This window comes from Streptomyces sp. NPDC043854 (assembly GCF_056436005.1).
Map to the genome: position 1 here is coordinate 1 of NZ_JBWKDK010000032.1, position 20,113 is coordinate 20,113.

Sequence of the window (20,113 nt, forward strand, 5' to 3'; positions counted from 1 at the left end):
AGGGAAGAGAGGAAATCAGCGACGGTGAAAAAGTACGAGAAGGCGCCACCCTCCCCCCCCCCCCCCCCCCCCCCCCCCCCCCCCCCCCCCCCCCCCCCCCCCCCCCCCCCCCCCCCCCGCCGCATCCCGGCGAGCCGGAATACAGACATCCTGTAGTGCCGCTTGTCCACCCCGGCCAACCCCGGACGGGTGATCCTTCCGCACAGGCGGAAATCCGGCCCGGATCCGCCACTACACTGCTCAACACAACGCGTCAGGCCCACAGTGTCGTGCGTCTTCCACGCGGCTACCCCCTCCACCGCCTGCGGCCGTCGGGACGGCCGTCCGCACTGGACTTGTGAGGACCCACGTGAGCTCGAAACCTGTCGTACTCATCGCCGAAGAGCTGTCGCCCGCCACCGTCGAGGCGCTCGGCCCGGACTTCGAGATCCGGCACTGCAACGGCGCCGACCGCGCCGAGCTGATCCCCGCGATCGCCGACGTCGACGCCATCCTCGTGCGCTCGGCCACCAAGGTCGACGCGGAGGCCGTCGCCACCGCGCGGAAGCTGAAGGTCATCGCCCGCGCCGGCGTCGGCCTCGACAACGTCGACGTCTCCGCCGCCACCAAGGCCGGCGTGATGGTCGTGAACGCCCCGACCTCCAACATCGTCACCGCCGCAGAGCTCGCCTGCGGCCTGCTCATCGCCTCCGCCCGCCACATCCCGCAGGCCAACACGGCCCTGAAGAACGGCGAGTGGAAGCGCAGCAAGTACACCGGCGTCGAACTCAGCGAGAAGACCCTCGGCGTCGTCGGCCTCGGCCGCATCGGCGTGCTGGTCGCCCAGCGCATGTCCGCCTTCGGCATGAAGGTCGTCGCCTACGACCCGTACGTGCAGCCGGCGCGCGCCGCCCAGATGGGCGTCAAGATGCTGACGCTGGACGAGCTGCTGGAGGTCGCCGACTTCATCACGGTGCACCTGCCCAAGACCCCCGAGACCATCGGTCTCATCGGGAACGAGGCCCTGCACAAGGTGAAGCCGTCCGTGCGCATCGTCAACGCCGCGCGCGGCGGGATCGTCGACGAGGCCGCCCTGTACGCGGCGCTGAAGGAGGGCCGCGTCGCCGGCGCCGGCCTCGACGTGTACGCGAAGGAGCCCTGCACGGACTCCCCGCTGTTCGAGCTCGACCAGGTCGTCTGCACCCCGCACCTCGGCGCGTCCACGGACGAGGCCCAGGAGAAGGCCGGTATCGCGGTCGCCAAGTCGGTGCGCCTCGCGCTCGCCGGCGAGCTCGTACCGGACGCCGTCAACGTCCAGGGCGGTGTCATCGCCGAGGACGTCCGCCCGGGCCTGCCGCTCGCCGAGAAGCTCGGCCGCATCTTCACCGCCCTCGCGGGCGAGGTCGCGGTCCGCCTCGACGTCGAGGTCTGCGGCGAGATCACCCAGCACGACGTCAAGGTGCTGGAACTCTCCGCCCTCAAGGGTGTGTTCGAGGACGTCGTCGACGAGACCGTCTCCTACGTCAACGCCCCGCTGTTCGCGCAGGAGCGCGGCGTCGAGGTACGCCTGACCACCAGCTCGGAGTCCCCGGACCACCGCAACATGGTGACCGTGCGCGGCACCCTGTCGGACGGTCAGGAAGTCGCGGTCTCCGGCACCCTGGCCGGCCCCAAGCACCTCCAGAAGATCGTCGGCGTCGGGGAGTACGACGTGGACCTGGCACTCGCCGACCACATGGTCGTCCTGCGCTACACCGACCGCCCGGGTGTCGTCGGCACCGTCGGCCGCATCCTCGGCGAGGGCGGGCTGAACATCGCGGGCATGCAGGTGGCCCGTGCGGAGGAGCACGGCGAGGCGCTCGCCGTCCTCACCGTGGACGACACCGTTCCGCAGGCCGTGCTCACGGAGATCGCGGAGGAGATCGGCGCCACCTCGGCCCGGTCGGTGAACCTGGTCGGCTGATCGCGCCGACCGCGGCCCGGCCGCGGGCGCCACAGGCAGACGGGAAGGGCCCGGGGAATTGGCGGATTCCCCGGGCCCTTCGTCATGAACGGCCGTCTGGCACGTTTGTATGGATCGACTGTCTGTGACGCTTGTCTTGCTACGGTTGGCGCATGGGACACCGCGAAGACCTCCTTGAAGGCGCCAAGAAATGCCTGGCCGAGAAGGGTTTCGTGCGGACCACCGCGCGGGACATCGTCAATGCCTCGGGCGCGAACCTCGCGTCGATCGGCTACCACTACGGCTCCAAGGACGCGCTGCTGACGCAGGCGTTCGTCGAGCTCGCCCAGGAGTGGGGCGACGCCTTCAAGCCGGACGTCACCGGCGAGGGCGGCTCGCTCGAGCGCTTCCGCTCGGCCTGGGACGGCATCCTCGGCCGGCGCGAGGAGTCGGCCCCGATGTGGGCGGCCAGCATGGAGATCGCGCTCAGCCGCGACGCGCTGCCCGAGCTGCGCGAGATGCTCCTGGCCTCGGAGCCGGAAGGGCGCAGGGGGCTGGTCTCGATGTTCACCGGGCTCCCGGAGGACGAGCTCGACGAGCGGGACGTCCGCACGCTCGGCGGGCTGTACCAGGCCCTGCTGACCGGCGTCATGATGCAGTGGCTGAGCAACCCCGGGGGCGCGGTCACCGCGGAGGAACTGACCGAGGCCATGCGGCGGGTGGCGGAAGGCCTGCTGGGCGCCAAGGCGCCCGGGGCCGCCAAGGGCGGGGACGGCGCCTCGGGCTGACGGGTCGTCGGCCGCCCGGCCGCGGCAACTCCCGTGGCGTTGCCGGGGCCGGGCGGTCCCCGGTCCTCGGCGCCTCAGCGCCGGCGCGGCCGCGGGTCCCGGTGGCCGTGCAGGCGGGACGTCTTGAGGGCCATGTGGAGCAGCAGGCGGTCCTCGCCCTCGTCCAGGTCGAGCCCGGTCAGCTGCTCCACGCGGGACAGCCGGTAGTACAGGGTCTGGCGGTGGATGCCCAGCGCCGCCGCGGCGCGCCCCGCCTGGCCCGCGCAGTCCAGGAACACCTCGGCCGTGCGGGCCAGCTCCCCGTGGGCGGGGGAGAGCAGGGCGCGGACCGCCGGGTCGTCCGCCGGCTCCGCGGCCGCCAGCGCGGACAGCATCCGGTACGGGCCGATCTGCGACCAGCGGGCCACCGGCCCCAGCCGCGGCTGGGCCGCCGCCGCCCGGGCCGCCGCCGCGGCCTGCTCCCAGGCCTTGGCCAGCCGGGCCGGCCCCGCCGTCGGCTCGGCGATCCCGGCCGCCGGTCCGGATCCGGCCGGGGACGTGCCCGCGGCCCCCGCCGCCCGTTCCGGTGCGGGCGTACGGGCCGGGGTGCCGGCCGGGGTGCCGGCGGCCGCGTGCGCCGCCGCTGCCGTACGGGTGGCCGGGGCCGCGGTACGGGCGGCCGCGCCGCTGCCCGGGCCGGTGCCGGGCGGGAGCAGCCGGGCCGCGACCGCCTCGGCCGGAGCGAGGACGTCCGCCGAGCGCAGCCGGACCAGCACCGCCAGCGCCTGCTCCGGGCCCGCTGCCGCGGGAGCCCCCTCGCCGTGCCCCCGCCCCGGAACCACGCACACCGCCGCCGCGCCCGGCACCGACGCCGGGGCCTCGCCGGTCCACGGGGCCACGCACACCACCGCGTGCAGCCCGTCCGCCGCGGCCGGGCCCAGCGCCGCGCGCAGGGCGGCCGCCGCCATGTCCTGCTGCCAGCCCCGCCCGGCCGTGATGACCGCCTGGAACACCCGGGAGAGGTCCGCCCCGGCCTTCGCCTCCTGCGCGAGCAGGACCCCGATCCGGTCGGCCACCTCCATGGCGGCGGCCAGCGCCTCCGGCCCCGGGCCGGGCTCCTGGTCGAGCAGCCACACGTAGCCCTGCACGATCCCGCGGTACCGGATCGGCAGGCAGATGCGCCCCCGGAAGACCCCCGCGTCCGGCGCGGCCGGAATCCGCACCGGGCCCGTGGCCCGGGCGATGCCGAAGCCCTCGAACCAGGACCGCACGGCCGCCGTCGACTGGCGGGTCAGGATCGAGCGGGTGCGCACCGGGTCCATGGCGAGGTCGTCGTCGCTGTCGTGCGCGCCGAAGGCGATCAGGCGGAAATCCCGGTTCTCCAGCGTCGCCGGGGCGCCGAGCAGCGCCGAAATCTCGTCCACCAGGTCCTGGTAATCGCCTTTCACCCGGACATTCTCCCACCGGAGGGCACAGCCTTCAGACACATGTATGAGATCGCGGCCACGGATGCGTGACAGCTGTCGATGGCCGAGGATCGGGTCCATCCTTAGGTTTCACGGTGGTTTTACTTGCGTTTTCCCAACGGCTCCCGCACTCCCCCCCGGGGGGACCGGACGCCTGCTTCTGCCACCTGTTGGAGGTGCCCCGTGCTGGGTCCCGCGATCCTCGCCGCTTCGCGCAGCGACAAGATGCGCCGAATCGTCTCTGCCGCCCCGGTGACCAAGCCCGTGGTGACCCGGTTCATCCCCGGTGAGACGGTCGACCAGGTCATCCCGATCGTCGAGGACCTCACGCACAAGGGGCTGGAGGTCACCCTCGACGTGGTCGGCGAGGACATCACCACCGTGGAGCAGTCCTACGCCGCCCGCGACGCCTACCTGGAGCTCATCGGCCGGCTGAAGGAGCTGGAGCTGGGCGAGCGGGCCGAGATGTCGGTCAAGCTCTCCATGTTCGGACAGGCGCTGGAGGGCGGCCACGAGCTCGCCCTCGCCAACGTCCGCCCGGTCGTCGAGGCCGCCGCCGCCATCGGCACCACCGTCACCCTCGACGCCGAGGACCACACCACCCTCGACTCGATGTTCGCCATCCACGAGGAGCTGCGGAAGGACTTCCCGCAGACCGGCTGCGTCATCCAGGCGTACCTGTTCCGCACCGAGGCCGACGCCCGCCGCCTCGCCGCGAACGGCAGCCGCGTGCGGATCGTGAAGGGCGCCTACAAGGAGCCCGCCGAGGTCGCCTACCAGGACAAGTCCGAGATCGACAAGGCGTACGTCCGCATCCTGAAGATCTTGATGGAGGGCGAGGGCTACCCGATGATCGGATCGCACGACCCGCGCCTGATCGCCATTGCCCAGGAGCTCGCCCGGGCGGCCGGGCGCAAGCTGGACGAGTACGAATTCCAGATGCTGTACGGCATCCGCAGCGAGGAGCACCTGCGGCTCGCCGCCGAGGGGCACCGCATGCGCGTCTACACCGCGTACGGGACGGACTGGTACGGCTACTTCATGCGCCGCCTGGCGGAGAAGCCCGCCAACCTGCTCTTCTTCCTCCGCTCGATGATCACCAAGAACTAGGTCAAGGAGTCAACCAGACCATGGATGCTGTGACCCAGGTCCCCGCGCCGGTCAACGAGCCGGTTCACTCGTACGCCCCCGGCAGCGCCGAGCGCGCGCGTCTCGAGGCGCAGCTCAAGCAGCTGTCCGAGAACCCGATCGACCTGCCGATGACGATCAACGGCGTCAAGCGGATGGGCGGCGGCGAGCGCTTCGACGTGGTCCAGCCGCACGACCACAGGTCGGTGATCGGCACCTACGCCAACGCCACCCGGGCCGACGCCCAGGAAGCCATCGACGCCGCCCTCGCGGCGGCCCCGTCCTGGCGCGCGCTCTCCTTCGACGACCGCGCCGCGATCATCCTGCGCGCCGCCGAGCTGCTGGCCGGCCCGTGGCGCGAGAAGATGGCCGCGTCCACCATGCTGGGCCAGTCGAAGACCGCCCAGCAGGCCGAGATCGACACTCCCTGCGAGCTCGTCGACTTCTGGCGCTTCAACGTCCACTTCGCCCGCCAGATCCTGGCCGAGCAGCCGGTGGCGAACTCCGCCGGCGTGTGGAACCGCAGCGACCACCGCCCGCTCGAGGGCTTCGTCTATGCGATCACCCCGTTCAACTTCACCGCCATCGCCGGCAACCTGCCGACCGCCCCCGCCCTCATGGGCAACGTGGTCGTCTGGAAGCCGTCCCCGACGCAGACCCACTCCGCGGTCCTCCTGATGGAGCTCCTGGAGGAGGCCGGCCTGCCGAAGGGCGTCATCAACCTGGTGACGGGCGACGGCATCGCCGTCTCCGAGGTGGCCCTGAACCACCCCGAGCTCGCCGGCATCCACTTCACCGGCTCGACCAAGACCTTCCAGTACCTGTGGAAGACGGTCGGCAACAACATCGAGAACTACAAGTCCTACCCGCGCCTGGTCGGCGAGACCGGCGGCAAGGACTTCGTCGTCGCGCACCCCTCCGCGGACCGCGCCGTCCTGAAGACCGCCCTGACCCGCGGCTCCTTCGAGTTCCAGGGCCAGAAGTGCTCGGCGTCCTCGCGCGCCTACGTCCCGGCCTCCATCTGGAACGACGGCTTCAAGGAGGCCTTCGCGGCCGAGGTCGACGGCATCGCCATGGGTGACGTCCGCGACCTGACGAACTTCATCGGCGCCGTCATCGACGAGCGCGCCTTCGCGAAGAACAAGGCCGCGATCGACCGCGCCAAGGCCGACCCGACCTGCACGATCGTCGCCGGCGGCACGTACGACGACTCCGAGGGCTACTTCGTCCGCCCGACCGTCATCGAGTGCACCGACCCGGCGAACGAGGTGTTCACCACCGAGTACTTCGGCCCGATCCTCGCCGTGCACGTCTACGAGGACGAGAAGTTCGACGAGATGCTGGCCCAGATGGAGTCGGTGTCCGCGTACGCGCTGACCGGCTCGATCATCGCCGGCGACCGCCACGCCGCCGCCGACGCGATGGAGAAGCTCCGCTTCGCCGCGGGCAACTTCTACATCAACGACAAGTCCACCGGCGCCGTCGTCGGCCAGCAGCCCTTCGGCGGCGGCCGCGCCTCCGGCACCAACGACAAGGCGGGCGCCGCGACCAACCTCCAGCGCTGGGTCTCGACCCGCTCCATCAAGGAGACCCTGGTCCCGCCGACCGAGTACGGCTACCCCCACATGGGCTGACCGCCCGCGCAGGGGCCGACCGTCCCCGCCGAACCCCGCCCCCGCTCCGGTACCCCCAAGCCCGGAGCGGGGGCGGTATCCATTTCGGGCCCGCCGGGCCGGGAGGGGGGTCAGACCTCGACCAGGACCTGGTCCAGGGACTTGCGGACCAGGTCGGGGACCTCGCAGTCGTCGGCGGGGTAGCCGACCGGGATCACGGCGAAGGCCTTCTCGTTCTCCGGGCGGCCCAGTACGTGGGAGAGGAAGCGCATCGGGCTCGGGGTGTGGACCAGGGCGGCCAGGCCCGACAGGTGCAGGGCCGTCAGGAGCATCCCGACCGCGATGCCGACCGACTCGTCCACGTAGTAGTGCTTGCGCTTCGCGCCGTCGGGGCCGAGCCAGTAGCGCTGCTGGAAGACGACGATCAGGGCGGGGGCATCGGTGAGGTGGGTCTTGACCGCGTCCGTGCCGAGGGGGCGCAGGGCCGCCAGCCACTCGTCGCCGAGCCGCCCGTCGTAGGAAATCTCCTCCTCCTGCTCGGCCGCGGCTCGGATCTGCCGGCGCACGGCCGGGTCCTTGACCAGGACGAAGGTCCACGGCTGCTGGTGCGCCCCGGACGGCGCGGTCGCCGCGCACGCGATGGCGTCGCGGACGACCTGCTCGGGCACTGGGTCGGGGGAGAAGTGGCGTACGGTGCGCCGCTCGTCCATCCGCGTACGCAACTCGGCGGCGCGCGCGAGGGATTCGCTGCTCGGCATCCGCTGGGGCCGGTAGGCGACGGGCCGGTACGGCTCGCCGTGGGTCGGGGTCCAGTGCTGGGCGGTAGGTGACATGGGGCGAGTGTGCCGAGGGGGGAACCGCGCGGGCCAGGACCGCGTCCCGGCTGTTTGTCCGTTGTGTGACGACAGGGGGGTATTGACGGTGACGAGCACCGGCCGTTTCCTGGACTGGGAGGGCTGTTTCAACGTCCGCGAGCTGGGCGGGCTGGGGGAGGCGGCGCCGGGCCGGGCGGTCCGGGCCGATGCCCTCGACCGGCTCACCGCACGCGGCTGGACCGCACTGGCCGACCACGGGGTGCGCACCGTCGTCGACCTGCGCAACGACGGCGAGCAGGAACCGGACCACGCACCCCGCCCGGCCGGGCTGAAGACCGTCCGCATCCCGCTCGACGGGATCGAGGACCGGGAGTTCTGGGACGTGTGGTGGGGGCGTCCGGGTTTCGGCACCCCCGCCTATTTCCGGCCTTTCCTGTCCCGCTTCCCCGAGCGCGTCGCCGCCGTCGCGGAGGCCGTCGCCGACGCCCCGCCGGGCGGCGTGGCCTTCCACTGCGGCCTGGGCCGCGACCGCACCGGCATCATCGCGCTCGTACTGCTGCGCCTGCTGGGCGCGAGCCCCGACGAGATCGCCGATGACCACGGGCTGAGCGAGCCCCGGGTCCGCGCGATGTACGCCGCGCGGGGGCGCCCGTACGACAGCACCGCGATCGAGGAGTACGTCGCCGGGCTCGGGACGACCGTGCATCGGCTCGCCCTCGACACCGCGCGGTGGCTGGACCCCCAGCCCTACCTGCGCGCGGGTGGCCTGAGCACGCCCGTGCTGCTGCGGTTGCGTCGGAGACTGGGGGGATGAGCGATACGCCGGTACGGCTCGCGCACACCTCGCAGTTGGGGGAGGGCGAGCTCGATGGGATCAGACAGCTGCTCCACGAAGCCTTCGAAGGGGACTTCGACGAGGAGGACTTCGAGCACGCGCTCGGCGGCATGCACGCCCTGGCGTACGGGCCGGGCGGGGAACTGCTCGCGCACGGCAGCGTCGTCCAGCGGCGGGTGCTGCACGCCGGGCGGGCCCTGCGCTGCGGCTACGTCGAGGCCGTGGCCGTACGCCCCGGGGCGCGGCGGCGGGGCCTGGGCGGCGCCGTCCTGGCGGAGCTGGAGGAGGTGATCGCCGGGGCGTACGTGCTCGGCGCCCTCTCCGCCTCCGACGAGGGGGCCGCGCTGTACGAGGCCCGCGGCTGGACGGTGTGGGGCGGGCGGATCGGGGCGCTCTCGCCCGACGGGCCGGTCCGCCTCGCCGAGGAGGAGGGGACGACGTACGTGTGGGTGCCCGAGGGCGGGGCCCTGCCGGACCCCGCCGAGGGGCTGTGGTTCGACTGGCGCGACGGGGACGTGCTCTAAGCGGCCTCGGGGGCGTGCCCCACTTCCCCGAGGCCGCTTAGCATCTGCGCGCAGGCCTCAGCCGTCGAGACGGACCAGCATCTTGCCCGTGTTGTCCCCGCGCAGCACGCCCAGGAAAGCGTCCACCGTGCGGTCGATGCCCTGGACAACGGTGGTGTCGGTGCCGACGCGGCCGCTGCGCAGGTGCGGGACGAGGAACTCCTCCAGTTCCTCCTGAAGATGGGTGTGGTGGCGGACCAACACCCCTTCCAGGCGCAGCGACTTGTGCACCACCTCGAAGAGGTTCCGCGGCGCGGCGGGTGAGCGGTCGCCGTTGTACAGGGAGATGCCGCCGACCCAGGCGATCCGCCCGAACTCGCGCAGCGACCCGATCGCGCCCTCCAGGTGGTCCCCGCCCACGTTGTCCACGTAGACGTCGATCCCGTCGGGCGCCGCCTGCGCGAGCTGCTCCCCGACCGGCCCGTCGTGGTAGTCGAAGGCCGCGTCGAATCCGAGCACCCCGGTGAGGTGGCGGACCTTCGCCGCCGACCCCGCGCTGCCGATGATCCGGCGGGCGCCCATCAGCCGGGCGAGGTGTCCGACGGCGGTGCCGACGCCGCCCGCCGCGGCCGAGACGAAGAGGTCCTCGCCCTCGCGCAGGACCGCGGTACGGGTGAGGGCGGCGTACGCGGTCAGGCCGGTGCCGCCGAGGATGCTCAGGTACGCCTCCAGCGGGACCCCCTCGTACGGGCGCAGGACGCGGGTGCCCTCCACGCCGGGGGCGACGACCGCGTGCGTGCGCCAGCCCTGGCGGTGGAAGACCAGGTCGCCCTCGCGCAGTTCCGGGTGGCGGGAGCCGAGCACGCGGCCCACGGAGCGGCCCTCCAGCGGGGTGCCCAGCTCGAAGCCGCCCTCGCCGCCGTCCATCATCCCGCGGTGGTACGGGTCCACGGAGAGGAGCAGGTTCTGCACCAGGGCGGTGCCCGGGGCCGGTTCCGGGACCGGGGTCCGGACGAGCGTGAAGTCGGAGCCGGCGGGGAAGCCGGCGGGGCGGGCGGTCTGGTGCACGGCGTAGGCGGTGTTCTCGGTCATGGGCAGGACGTTAGGAAGGAATCGCCGCGCCGGGCAGACGGTTGCGATCATGGAAGCCGCAGACCCATGAAAACTGCTCATGCAACGAGGTGGAAGCCCCATGGCAGCATCCGGACCGGCCGAACTCGCCCCGCACGAACTGCGGATCCTGGTCGCCGTGGCCGAGGCCGGCAGCTTCTCCGCCGCTGCCGCCCGCCTCGGCCTGACCCAGTCGGCGGTCTCCCACTCGGTGCGCGGCAGCGAGGCGAAGGCCGGCGCGGTCCTCTTCGAGCGCGGTCGCGCCGGCGCCTCGCCCACCGCCGCGGGGGAGCGGGCCGTGGCCCTCGCCCGGCGGATCCTCCGGCTGTACGAAGTCCTCGGCGCCGAGGTGCGCGCGGCCGGGGCCGGCGGCGCCGGCCGCGACGCCCTGCGCGGGGTGCTGCGCATCGCGGCGTTCCGCAGCGCGGCCCTGCACCTGCTGCCGTCGGCCCTGGAACGGCTCGCGGCCCGGTACCCCGGCATCCGCCCGGAGGTGCGGGTGGTGCGCGAACTCGGCGCCGGCACGGCGGGGGAGGTGGCCGCCGGCCGCGCCGACCTGGCCATCGCCACGCTGAACGCGGACGGCTCCGGGCTGCCGCCGGGCCTGCTGAGCGGGGTGCTGATGGAGGAGGCGTACGCCCTGGTCCACCCGGCGGGCCACGCCGACCCGAGGTCGCTGCCCCTGCTGGACTGGGACGAGAACTGCGGCTCGTACACCCGCGCGTGGTGGCGGGCCCAGGACTGGATCCCCTGCGCCACGGTCAAGGCGGAGGACGACGGGATGGTGCTCACCATGGTGGGGCGCGGTCTCGGGATGGCGATCATGCCCGAGCTGTCGCTGCGCGAGGCGGGCGACTCCGTCGACATCACCGGTCTGGGCCCTTCGGGGCCGGTGAGGCGCGTGGGATACGTCACTGCCCCGGAATCCGCCGCCACCGTTGCCGTAAGGGCTCTGATCAGGGAACTCCGCTCCGAGAAGGCCTGAAAACGGATGCCCGAAGAGATCCTTTCGAGGGGTTGTGCGTCTCAGATAGTAGGAAGTCCGAGTAATTGCGGAGACATACAGCGGGACCTGCCCTAGCTTTGTAGGAGCCGAACGTCTCGCTGATCAGGCGAATGGCGGCCGACGACGCGCGCCCCCGGCAGGCAACCCCTGCGGCGCAGCGCTCCCGCCCCTTCCGGCGCCTTGAAGGATTCCCTCATGCGGCCCCCTCGTGCCGCGCTCTCAAGGAGTCGATCACCATGACGAAGACCTCCCCCGCCTCCGCCCGCCGCGTCCGCCGCTCCACCGCGGCCGATGCCGACCGCAAGAACGCCGCCGCCGCCCTGCAGCGCGCCCTCGACCGCCGCGACAACGGCGGCTCGGCCGGCCACTGAACGCGGCGCACCCCACCTCGTCGGGCGGGACATATTGCGTCCACATGGTGGACGCAATATGTCTGAGGCTTGGGACAGGGAGTACGGTTCCGACATGTCGACCAGCATCAATCTCGCAGTGATCCCCGGTGATGGCATCGGCCAGGAAGTCGTGGCTCAGGGCCTCAAGGTCCTGACCGCCGTCCTGCCGCAGGATGTGAAGCTGGAGACCAAGGAGTACGACCTCGGCGCCCGCCGCTGGCACCGCACCGGTGAGACCCTCCCGGACGCGGAGCTGGAGGAGCTCAAGCAGCACGACGCGATCCTGCTCGGCGCGATCGGCGACCCGTCGGTCCCGTCCGGCGTGCTGGAGCGCGGCCTGCTGCTCAAACTCCGCTTCGCCTTCGACCACTTCATCAACCTGCGCCCCTCGAAGCTCTTCGCGAACACGGCCACCCCGCTCGCCGGCCGCCCGGAGATCGACTTCATCGTGGTCCGCGAGGGCACCGAGGGCCCGTACACCGGCAACGGCGGCAGCCTGCGCACCGGCACCCCCGCCGAGGTGGCCACCGAGGTCAGCGTCAACACCGCGTACGGGGTGGAGCGCGTCGTCCGCGACGCGTACGAGCGGGCCAACGCCCGCCCGCGCAGGAAGCTGACGCTGGTCCACAAGAACAACGTCCTCGTGTACGCGGGCCACCTGTGGAAGAGCATCTTCGACAAGGTCGGCCGGGAGTACCCCGAGGTCACCACCGACTACCTGCACGTCGACGCCGCGACGATCTTCTTCGTCACCCAGCCCGAGCGCTTCGACGTGATCGTCACGGACAACCTCTTCGGCGACATCCTCACCGACCTGGCCGCCGCCGTGACCGGCGGAATCGGCCTGGCCGCCTCCGGGAACATCAACCCGACCGGGGCCTTCCCGTCCATGTTCGAGCCCGTCCACGGCTCGGCCCCGGACATCGCCGGCACCGGCAAGGCCGACCCGACCGCGACGATCCTGTCCGTCGCCCTCATGCTGCGCCACCTCGGCCACGAGGACCGGGCCGCCCGCATCGAGGACGCCGTCTCCGCCGACCTCGCGGAGCGCGACGGCACCTTCCGCACGACCGACCGGATCGGCGACGCGATCGCCGCACGAGTAGCCGGCTGACCCGGCAGCTCCACCCAGGAAGCCGCCGGGTCGCGCGACTGACGCACCCGGCGGCTTTTCCTGTGCGGTCCGGGGTGTCACCATCTCCCCTGGGCCGCACACTCCCCGCTTCACCGCAGCCGACTCGCGCGCGATAATCGGACGCGAGACCGCGGAATGCGGGGAAGCTCGGACGTCCTGTACGCCGTGAGCGCGGTCCGCCATACACAACCGGTGAAGGACATGCACTCATGACGATGCCCACGATCGAGCTCAAGCCCTCCTCGAACCCGCTGTCCGATGCGGAGCGCGAGGCGATCCTGGCCGGCCCCGGCTTCGGCCGCCACTTCACCGACCACATGGTGACGATCAAGTGGACCGAGGGCCGCGGCTGGCACGACGCGGAGCTGGTCCCGTACGCCCCGCTGTCGATCGACCCGGCGAACATGACCCTGCACTACGCGCAGACGATCTTCGAGGGGCTCAAGGCCTACCGCCAGCCCGACGGCACCGTCGCCTCCTTCCGCCCGGAGGCCAACGCCGAGCGCTTCCAGGCCTCCGCCCGCCGCATGGCGATGCCGGAGCTGCCGACCGAGCTGTTCATCGAGGCCTGCGACGCGCTCATCAAGCAGGACAGCGCCTGGGTGCCCTCCTCCGGTGAGGCCTCCCTGTACCTGCGGCCGTTCATGTTCGCCACCGAGGTCGGCCTCGGCGTCCGCCCGGCCAACGAGTTCCTCTTCATGGTCATCGCCTCGCCCGCCGGCGCCTACTTCGCCGGTGGCGTCAAGCCCGTCTCCGTCTGGCTCTCCGAGGAGTACGTGCGCGCCGTCAAGGGCGGCACCGGCGCCGCCAAGACCGGCGGCAACTACGCCGCGTCCCTCGTCGCCCAGGCACAGGCCGCCTCGCACGGCTGCGACCAGGTGGTCTGGCTCGACGCCGTCGAGCACCGCTGGATCGAGGAGATGGGCGGCATGAACCTGTACTTCGTGTACGGCGACCGCATCGTCACCCCCGAGCTGACCGGATCGCTCCTGCCGGGCATCACCCGCGACTCGCTCCTCACCATCGCCCGCGACCTCGGCTACACGGCCGAGGAGGGGCGCATCTCCACCGAGGACTGGAAGCGCGACAACGAGAACGGCAGCCTGACCGAGGTGTTCGCCTGCGGCACCGCCGCCGTCATCACCCCCGTCGGGGCCGTCAAGTCCGAGCGCGCCGACTGGACCCAGGGCAACGGCGAGCCCGGCGAGGTCACGATGAAGCTCCGCAAGGCGCTGCTGGACCTCCAGACCGGCCGCGCCGAGGACACCCACGGCTGGATGCACCCGCTCGGCTAGGCACTCCCGCCCCGCACCGACCGAAGGCCCCCGCGCGCGCATGCGCCCGGGGGCCTTCGGCGTCGGCCGTCTCGGCGGGGGAGGAGGGGAGCGGGGTCAGCGCTCCTCCTCGGCCTCGCCCTCGTGCCGCTTCTTCTTGCGGTCGTCGTTCGTCCCGTCCGGGCCGAGGCCCACCAGCGCGTCGCCGAAGGCGTAGGCCAGGCCGGCCACGCCCTTGACGATCTTCCCCGCCACGTACGCGAGCTCCTCCACGGCGCCTCCCCGTTTCCCTTCCATCGTTCGTCTACTGGTCGCGTCTACTGATCGGCCGCGACCGCGGCCCTCCCCGCCGTCCCGGCGGCCGGAGCCGCCTCGGGCCGGGCCGTCAGCACGGCGTACACCGCACCGCCGACCAGCCCCGACAGGATGAAGCTGCAGTCCACCCCGCCGGTGAGGGCCAGCAGCGGGCCCTCGTACAGCGGGGTCGACACCGCGGCCAGGCCGACCGCCGCACCCGCCGCCCAGGAGGCGGTGGCGCGGAGGTTCCACCCGCCGCTGTACCAGTAGACGCCGCCGCGGGCCCGACGGTTGAACACCTGGAGGGATTCGGCGTCGTACCGGCCGCGGCAGCGGCGGTGGCCGATCAGCGTGATGACGGCCCAGGGGGTGCCGATCGCGGTCAGCAGCAGCACGAACGAGGTCATCGCGGACTGCACGTCCCACTCGAAGGAGCCGACGAAGACGAACGCCGTGGCGACCGCGGCGGCCGCGAGCGTGGCCGTGGTGCGGGTGGCCCGGGGCGCGATCGCGTCGAGGTCGAGGCCCATGGAGTAGAGCATCAGCCCGGCGTTGCCGACCGAGCCGGCCGCGGCGGCGAGGAGCAGCGGGAGCAGGTACCACTGCGGCGCGGCGGCGACGAGGGGCCCCGCGTAGTCGGCGCCGGCCCGGGCGGCGAGCGCGGTGTACGTGCCGAAGAGCTGCGGGACCAGCAGGCCGGCCAGCAGCCCGAGGCAGGTGGCCCGGTACACGGCGCGGGAGCTGTGCCGGGCGGGGGAGATGTAGCGGGTGTAGTCGCCGAGCAGGGTGATGAAGGCGACGGGCCCGCTGAGGCCGGCCGCGACGGTGGCGAGCAGCCAGGTCGGCCAGAAGGAGCCGAGCAGGTAGGCGGTGTCCGGCGGCGCTGCGGTGGTGAACCCGGGGGCGTACGCGTACAGGCCGACGGCCAGCAGCACCACCATGCCGAGGGAGAGCAGCTTGCTGATGCGCAGCAGCAGCCGGTACCCGAAGACTGCCGCGACCACGGTGAACACGGCCAGGCCCCCGTACATGGCGGCCCGTGTCGCGCCGGTCTCCGGCAGCCCGGTGAGCCGGGAGAGGGTGCCGGCCATGACGTCGCCGCCGATCCACAGGGTCAGCGCGGTGTAGCCGAGGGCGAGCAGCAGGCCGACCACGGAGCCGACGAGGCGTCCGCGCACGCCGAACTGGGCGCCGCTGGAGGTGGAGAGGTTGGTCGCCGTGCGCAGCGAGACCAGGGCGAGCGGCGCGGTGAAGGCGATGCCGGCGAGGGTGCCGGCCACGATGGCGGTGACCGACGGTACGAGGCCCAGCCCGAAGGACGGGGGCAGCCAGCCGAACACGATGACGCCGAGGCAGAGATTGGAGCCGAGCAGGATCGACATCAGGTCACGGGGACTGCTCGTCCGCTCCCCCTCGGGGATGGTGTCGACTCCGCGCTGTTCGATGGGCATGGGGGACTCCCTTGGCAGGGCGGGGGGTGGTGGCACGTCGTTTGAGCGCCATTCAATGTGACCTGCCCCTTGCTCTCAGGTCAATCATTCCGGGACGGCGATTGAAGAGTTAGAGTGATGCTCTAACTCATCGACGTCAAAGGTGGTGGATCGGCGTGCGGCTGACCCCTACGGAACGTGACCGGCTGCTGCTGCGCGGGGTCGCGGAACTGGCCCGGGCCCGGCGGGCCCGCGGGCTCAGGCTCAACGTCCCCGAGGCCACCGCGCTCATCGCGGACACGGTCTGCGAGGCCGCACGCGACGGCAAGCGCCTTGCGGAGGCGATCGAGGAGGCCCGCCGCGTGCTGGGCCCCGACGACGTCCTGCCCGGCGTGGCCGATGTGGTCACCGAGGTGCACGTCGAGGCCGTCTTCGACGACGGCTCCCGCCTCGCCGTGGTCCCGGCCCCGATCCGGGGCGCCGTCCCCCTCGGCGCCGACGCCCCAGGAGCGGTCGTCCCCGGCCCCGGGACCCCGCAGCCGGAGCCCGCGGTGCGCCTGCACGTACGCAACACCGCCTCCGTCCCGGTGAGCGTCACCTCCCACTTCCACTTCTTCGAGGCCAACCCCCGCCTCGACTTCGACCGCGCCGCCGCCTACGGCATGCGCCTGTGCGTCCCCGCGGGCTCCTCCGTACGGTTCGACCCGCACGGCGAGGCCGAGGTCGGGCTCGTCCCCATCGGCGGCGACCGCATCGCCATCGGCTTCGCCGGGCTGGTCGACGGCCCGCTGGACGCCCCCGGAGCCAAGGCCCGGGCGCTGGCCAGGGCGCAGGCCTGCGGCTACCTCGGCGCCCACGCCGGCGACGGCGCCCACGGCGACCCGAACGGCCCGGAAGGAGCCACCGCATGAGCAGGCCCACCAAGCACAGCGACCACTGCGCGCCGGGCAGCCGGCACATCGACCCCCACGAGTACGCCGCCGTCTTCGGCCCCCGCGCCGGGGACCGCGTCCGGCTCGGCGACTCCGGACTCACCGTCCGCGTCGAGTACGACGCACAGGCCCCGGGCGACGAGTTCCTGGCCGGCTTCGGCAAGACCGCCCGCGACGGCCTGCACCTCAAGGCCGCCGCCGTCCGCGAGACCTGCGACGTCGTCATCAGCAACGTGCTGGTCATCGACGCCGTCCTCGGCATCCGCAAGGTCTCCATCGGCATCCGCGAGGGCCGCATCCACGCGATCGGCCGGGCCGGCAACCCCGACACCCTCGACGGCGTGGACGTCGTCGTCGGCACCGGCACGAGCATCGTCCCCGGCGAGGGCCTGATCGCCACCGCCGGCGCCGTGGACACCCACGTCCACCTGCTCTCCCCGCGCATCATGGAGGCCTCGCTGGCCGCCGGCGTCACCACCGTCATCGGCCAGGAGTTCGGCCCCGTCTGGGGTGTCGGCGTCAACTCCCCGTGGGCGCTGAAGCACGCCTTCAACGCCTTCGACGCCTGGCCCGTCAACATCGGCTTCCTCGCCCGCGGTTCGTCCTCCGACAGCGCCCCGCTGGTCGAGGCCCTCGCCGAGGGCGGCGCCTGCGGCTTCAAGGTCCACGAGGACATGGGCGCCCACACCCGGGCCCTGGACACCGCCCTGCGCGTCGCCGAGGAGCACGACGTCCAGGTCGCCCTGCACTCGGACGGACTCAACGAGTGCCTCTCCGTCGAGGACACCCTGCGCGTCCTGGACGGCCGCACCATCCACGCCTTCCACATCGAGGGCTGCGGCGGCGGACACGTCCCCAACGTGCTGAAGATGGCCGGCGTGCCGAACGTCATCGGCTCCTCCACCAACCCCACCCTGCCCTTCGGCCGGGACGCGGTCGCCGAGCACTACGGCATGATCGTCTCCGTCCACGACCTCAAGCCGGACCTCCCCGGCGACGCCGCCATGGCCCGCGACCGGATCCGCGCCGGCACCATGGGCGCCGAGGACGTCCTGCACGACCTGGGCGCGATCGGCATCACCTCCTCCGACGCCCAGGGCATGGGCCGGGCCGGCGAGACCGTCCGCCGCACCTTCGCCATGGCCGCCAAGATGAAGGCCGAACTCGGGCCGCCGGCCGACGACGGCGAGGGCGACGACAACGCCCGCGTCCTGCGCTACACGGCCAAGCTCACCATCAACCCGGCCATCGCCCACGGCCTCGCCCACGAGATCGGCTCCATCGAGGTCGGCAAGCTCGCCGACATCGTGCTGTGGCGCCCCCAGTTCTTCGGCGCCAAGCCCCAGCTCGTCCTCAAGTCCGGCTTCCCCGCGTACGGGGTCACCGGCGACCCGAACGCCGCCACCGACACCTGCGAACCGCTGGTCCTCGGACCGCAGTTCGGCTCGTACGGGGCCACGGCCGCCGACATCTCCGTCGCCTTCGTCTCCGCCGCGGCCGCCGCCCTCGGCTCCGACACCCTGCCGACCCGCCGCCGCCGCGTCGCCGTCCGCGGCACCCGCGGCATCGGACCCCGGGACCTCCTGCTCAACTCCCGGGTGGGCACGGTCGACGTGGACGCGGACAGCGGGCTCGTCACCCTCGACGGCGAGCCGCTGCGCTCCCCCGCGGCCGACTCGGTCTGCCTCAACCGCCTGTACTTCCTGTAGTCGGCGCAGTCTGCAATCCGCACAGCCCGCAGCCCGCACATCCCCTAAGGACCCTGCCATGACCAAGCCCGCCGCCGACGGATTCCGGATGCCCGCCGAGTGGACGCCCCACGAGCGCACCTGGATGGCCTGGCCGAGCCCCAACCCGACCTTCACCGACGAGCAGGAGCTCGCCGAGGCCCGCGCGGCCTGGGGCGCCGTCGCCCGTGCGGTACGCGCGTACGAGCCCGTCACCCTCGTGGTGTCCCCGGGCGATGCCGCGGGCGCCCGCGCGATCGCCGGCGCCGGCGCCGGCCACGAGCTCACGGTGGTCGAGCGGGAGCTCGACGACGCCTGGATGCGCGACATCGGCCCCACCTTCGTCACCAGCGACCGGGGCGAACTCGCCGCCGTCGACTGGACCTTCAACGGCTGGGGCGCCCAGGAATGGGCCCGCTGGGAGCACGACTCCAAGATCGCCCGACACGTCTCGGACCTGGTGGGCACCCGCACCTTCAGCACCCCGCTCGTCAACGAGGGCGGCGCCGTCCACGTGGACGGCGAGGGCACCGTGCTCCTCACCGACACCGTCCAGCTCGGCCCGGACCGCAACCCCGGCTGGACCCGTGAGCAGGTCGAGGCCGAGATCCACGCCCACCTCGGCACCACGAAGGCGATCTGGCTGCCGTACGGCCTGGCCGGCGACTACGGCACGTACGGCACCCAGGGCCACGTCGACATCGTGGCCGCCTTCGCCCGGCCCGGCGTGGTGATGGTGCACACCCAGCCCGACCCGGCCCACCCGGACCACGAGCGCTGCAAGACGATCGCCGCCATGCTGCGCGCCGCCACCGACGCCCGGGGCCGCCGGCTGGAGGTCGTGGAGATCCCGGCGCCGACGGTGCTGGAGGAGGACGGGGAGTGGGTCGACTACTCCTACATCAACCACTACCTGTGCAACGGCGGCGTGGTGCTGTGCGCCTTCGACGACCCGCGCGACGAGGAGGCGGCCGAGATTTTCCGGGGCCTGTTCCCGGAGCGGACCGTGACCCCCGTTGACGCACGTACGATTTTCGCCGGGGGTGGCGGCATCCACTGCATCACCCAGCAGCAGCCGAAGGTCTGACCGGAGGCGGACCGACAGCGGAACGACGAGGAGCAGCCCATGGCGGCCGGTGGAGCACGCGCGGCACGGAAGAACGCACCGCCGCGCGAGGACGTCCTCGCCGCCGCCATGGCCACGATCGCCGCGCGCGGCCTGGAGGGCCTCACCATGGCGGGCCTGGGCCGCGAGGTCGGCATGAGCAGCGGCCACCTCCTCTACTACTTCGGCAGCAAGGACGAGCTCCTGCTCCAGACCCTGGAGTGGAGCGAGGCCGCGCTCGGCGCCGAGCGGCGGGCCCTGCTCGCCCGCCGCGGACCGGCGCGCGAGCGCCTCGCCGCGTACGTGGACCTGTACGTCCCCGAGGAGGCCCGGGACCCGCACTGGACGCTGTGGCTGGAGGTCTGGAACCGCTCGCAGAACGCCGGACCCGGCGAACGCGACCGGCAGGCCGCCATCGAGGGAGCCTGGCACCGCGACCTGGTCGCGCTGCTCGCCGAGGGCATCTCGCGCGGGGAGTTCCGGCCGGTGGACCCCGACCGCTTCGGGGCGCGGCTGCGGGCCCTGCTGGACGGGTTCAGCATCCAGGTCGCCGTCGGCCTGCCCGGGATCGGAAGGGCGGACATCCTGGCACACGTCTCCGAATTCCTGGACCAGTCTCTCGTATCGTGAGACGCCCCCGGCGGCCGATGGCACCGT

At 72.7% G+C, this 20,113-nt stretch carries 19 protein-coding genes; 14 read left to right on the top strand and 5 right to left on the bottom strand.

Going from position 1 to position 20,113, the window contains the following annotated elements; all coding sequences use genetic code 11:
• The first annotated feature begins 349 nt into the window (after positions 1 to 349).
• Together serA and AC068A_RS25580 are read left to right on the top strand one after the other, a co-directional pair.
• Positions 350 to 1,942, top strand: coding sequence for a phosphoglycerate dehydrogenase (serA, locus tag AC068A_RS25575; RefSeq protein WP_478588562.1), 1,593 nt, complete (start codon positions 350 to 352; stop codon positions 1,940 to 1,942).
• 152 nt (positions 1,943 to 2,094) lie between these two features.
• Entirely contained in the window at positions 2,095 to 2,709 is a 615-nt protein-coding gene (locus AC068A_RS25580; RefSeq protein WP_478588564.1) for a TetR/AcrR family transcriptional regulator, read from the top strand.
• Positions 2,710 to 2,783: 74 nt separating this feature from the next.
• On the opposite strand, the gene AC068A_RS25585 is transcribed toward AC068A_RS25580, so the two are convergent.
• Positions 2,784 to 4,136 carry a PucR family transcriptional regulator gene (locus tag AC068A_RS25585; protein ID WP_478588566.1) on the bottom strand — a complete coding sequence of 451 codons (1,353 nt, stop codon included), beginning with the start codon at positions 4,134 to 4,136 and terminating at the stop codon, positions 2,784 to 2,786.
• 201 nt (positions 4,137 to 4,337) lie between these two features.
• Between AC068A_RS25585 and AC068A_RS25590 the strand changes: the two genes are divergently transcribed.
• Both AC068A_RS25590 and pruA read left to right on the top strand, forming a co-directional pair.
• Positions 4,338 to 5,264: a proline dehydrogenase family protein gene (locus AC068A_RS25590; RefSeq protein WP_478588568.1), complete on the top strand. Its 927-nt coding sequence runs from the start codon at positions 4,338 to 4,340 to the stop codon at positions 5,262 to 5,264.
• Positions 5,265 to 5,284: 20 nt separating this feature from the next.
• Positions 5,285 to 6,916, top strand: a complete 1,632-nt coding sequence (gene pruA, locus AC068A_RS25595) for an L-glutamate gamma-semialdehyde dehydrogenase (RefSeq protein WP_478588570.1) — start codon at positions 5,285 to 5,287, stop codon at positions 6,914 to 6,916.
• A gap of 110 nt (positions 6,917 to 7,026) precedes the next feature.
• Here the strand turns inward: pruA and AC068A_RS25600 are convergent, their stop codons facing one another.
• The gene (locus AC068A_RS25600; protein ID WP_478588572.1) at positions 7,027 to 7,728 is read right to left on the bottom strand and encodes a nitroreductase family protein; all 702 of its coding nucleotides are present in this window, start codon (positions 7,726 to 7,728) and stop codon (positions 7,027 to 7,029) included.
• An 88-nt stretch (positions 7,729 to 7,816) separates the two neighbouring features.
• On the opposite strand from AC068A_RS25600, the gene AC068A_RS25605 reads away from it, so the two are divergent.
• Both AC068A_RS25605 and AC068A_RS25610 read left to right on the top strand, forming a co-directional pair.
• Entirely contained in the window at positions 7,817 to 8,524 is a 708-nt protein-coding gene (locus AC068A_RS25605) for a tyrosine-protein phosphatase (RefSeq protein WP_478588573.1), read from the top strand.
• Positions 8,521 to 9,069, top strand: coding sequence for a GNAT family N-acetyltransferase (locus AC068A_RS25610; RefSeq protein WP_478588575.1), 549 nt, complete (start codon positions 8,521 to 8,523; stop codon positions 9,067 to 9,069). The genes AC068A_RS25605 and AC068A_RS25610 overlap by 4 nt, the downstream gene beginning before the upstream one ends.
• Before the next feature lie 57 nt (positions 9,070 to 9,126).
• Here the strand turns inward: AC068A_RS25610 and AC068A_RS25615 are convergent, their stop codons facing one another.
• Positions 9,127 to 10,140: an NADP-dependent oxidoreductase gene (locus AC068A_RS25615; protein ID WP_478588577.1), complete on the bottom strand. Its 1,014-nt coding sequence runs from the start codon at positions 10,138 to 10,140 to the stop codon at positions 9,127 to 9,129.
• Between the two features lie 100 nt (positions 10,141 to 10,240).
• On the opposite strand from AC068A_RS25615, the gene AC068A_RS25620 reads away from it, so the two are divergent.
• The 4 genes from AC068A_RS25620 (at position 10,241) to AC068A_RS25635 (ending at position 13,986) form a co-directional block, all read left to right on the top strand.
• Complete coding sequence (locus AC068A_RS25620) at positions 10,241 to 11,143, top strand: LysR family transcriptional regulator (protein WP_478588579.1); 903 nt, start codon at positions 10,241 to 10,243, stop codon at positions 11,141 to 11,143.
• A gap of 257 nt (positions 11,144 to 11,400) precedes the next feature.
• Positions 11,401 to 11,535 carry a hypothetical protein gene (locus tag AC068A_RS25625; RefSeq protein WP_478588581.1) on the top strand — a complete coding sequence of 45 codons (135 nt, stop codon included), beginning with the start codon at positions 11,401 to 11,403 and terminating at the stop codon, positions 11,533 to 11,535.
• Positions 11,536 to 11,629: 94 nt separating this feature from the next.
• The gene (locus AC068A_RS25630) at positions 11,630 to 12,670 is read left to right on the top strand and encodes a 3-isopropylmalate dehydrogenase (protein WP_478588583.1); all 1,041 of its coding nucleotides are present in this window, start codon (positions 11,630 to 11,632) and stop codon (positions 12,668 to 12,670) included.
• Between the two features lie 230 nt (positions 12,671 to 12,900).
• Entirely contained in the window at positions 12,901 to 13,986 is a 1,086-nt protein-coding gene (locus tag AC068A_RS25635; protein ID WP_478588585.1) for a branched-chain amino acid aminotransferase, read from the top strand.
• A 96-nt stretch (positions 13,987 to 14,082) separates the two neighbouring features.
• Here AC068A_RS25635 and AC068A_RS25640 read toward each other — a convergent pair whose 3' ends face one another.
• Both AC068A_RS25640 and AC068A_RS25645 read right to left on the bottom strand, forming a co-directional pair.
• Entirely contained in the window at positions 14,083 to 14,238 is a 156-nt protein-coding gene (locus tag AC068A_RS25640; protein ID WP_478588587.1) for a hypothetical protein, read from the bottom strand.
• A gap of 44 nt (positions 14,239 to 14,282) precedes the next feature.
• Positions 14,283 to 15,713 carry a cytosine permease gene (locus tag AC068A_RS25645; protein ID WP_478588589.1) on the bottom strand — a complete coding sequence of 477 codons (1,431 nt, stop codon included), beginning with the start codon at positions 15,711 to 15,713 and terminating at the stop codon, positions 14,283 to 14,285.
• A 155-nt stretch (positions 15,714 to 15,868) separates the two neighbouring features.
• On the opposite strand from AC068A_RS25645, the gene ureA reads away from it, so the two are divergent.
• From ureA to AC068A_RS25665, 4 genes are read left to right on the top strand one after another with little or no spacing between them, the layout of a single operon-like run.
• Positions 15,869 to 16,603 (top strand): urease subunit gamma, encoded by a 735-nt coding sequence (ureA, locus tag AC068A_RS25650; protein WP_478588590.1) that lies wholly within the window; start codon positions 15,869 to 15,871, stop codon positions 16,601 to 16,603.
• On the top strand, positions 16,600 to 18,333 hold the full coding sequence (locus AC068A_RS25655; RefSeq protein WP_478588592.1) for an urease subunit alpha: 1,734 nt from the start codon (positions 16,600 to 16,602) through the stop codon (positions 18,331 to 18,333). The genes ureA and AC068A_RS25655 overlap by 4 nt, the downstream gene beginning before the upstream one ends.
• Positions 18,334 to 18,391: 58 nt before the next feature.
• Positions 18,392 to 19,438: an agmatine deiminase family protein gene (locus tag AC068A_RS25660; protein WP_478588594.1), complete on the top strand. Its 1,047-nt coding sequence runs from the start codon at positions 18,392 to 18,394 to the stop codon at positions 19,436 to 19,438.
• 39 nt (positions 19,439 to 19,477) lie between these two features.
• Positions 19,478 to 20,086: a TetR/AcrR family transcriptional regulator gene (locus tag AC068A_RS25665; protein WP_478588596.1), complete on the top strand. Its 609-nt coding sequence runs from the start codon at positions 19,478 to 19,480 to the stop codon at positions 20,084 to 20,086.
• The last annotated feature ends 27 nt before the right edge of the window (positions 20,087 to 20,113 follow it).

What these genes read in the sequence shown, in the direction of transcription:
- pruA (WP_478588570.1), top strand. Translation starts at nt 5,285, where the DNA reads ATGGATGCTGTGACCCAGGTCCCCGCGCCGGTCAACGAGCCGGTTCAC.
- AC068A_RS25665 (WP_478588596.1), top strand. Translation starts at nt 19,478, where the DNA reads ATGGCGGCCGGTGGAGCACGCGCGGCACGGAAGAACGCACCGCCGCGC.
- AC068A_RS25620 (WP_478588579.1), top strand. Translation starts at nt 10,241, where the DNA reads ATGGCAGCATCCGGACCGGCCGAACTCGCCCCGCACGAACTGCGGATC.
- AC068A_RS25655 (WP_478588592.1), top strand. Translation starts at nt 16,600, where the DNA reads ATGAGCAGGCCCACCAAGCACAGCGACCACTGCGCGCCGGGCAGCCGG.
- AC068A_RS25630 (WP_478588583.1), top strand. Translation starts at nt 11,630, where the DNA reads ATGTCGACCAGCATCAATCTCGCAGTGATCCCCGGTGATGGCATCGGC.
- AC068A_RS25645 (WP_478588589.1), bottom strand. Translation starts at nt 15,713, where the DNA reads ATGCCCATCGAACAGCGCGGAGTCGACACCATCCCCGAGGGGGAGCGG.
- AC068A_RS25615 (WP_478588577.1), bottom strand. Translation starts at nt 10,140, where the DNA reads ATGACCGAGAACACCGCCTACGCCGTGCACCAGACCGCCCGCCCCGCC.
- AC068A_RS25660 (WP_478588594.1), top strand. Translation starts at nt 18,392, where the DNA reads ATGACCAAGCCCGCCGCCGACGGATTCCGGATGCCCGCCGAGTGGACG.
- AC068A_RS25625 (WP_478588581.1), top strand. Translation starts at nt 11,401, where the DNA reads ATGACGAAGACCTCCCCCGCCTCCGCCCGCCGCGTCCGCCGCTCCACC.
- AC068A_RS25600 (WP_478588572.1), bottom strand. Translation starts at nt 7,728, where the DNA reads ATGTCACCTACCGCCCAGCACTGGACCCCGACCCACGGCGAGCCGTAC.
- AC068A_RS25635 (WP_478588585.1), top strand. Translation starts at nt 12,901, where the DNA reads ATGACGATGCCCACGATCGAGCTCAAGCCCTCCTCGAACCCGCTGTCC.
- AC068A_RS25610 (WP_478588575.1), top strand. Translation starts at nt 8,521, where the DNA reads ATGAGCGATACGCCGGTACGGCTCGCGCACACCTCGCAGTTGGGGGAG.
- AC068A_RS25580 (WP_478588564.1), top strand. Translation starts at nt 2,095, where the DNA reads ATGGGACACCGCGAAGACCTCCTTGAAGGCGCCAAGAAATGCCTGGCC.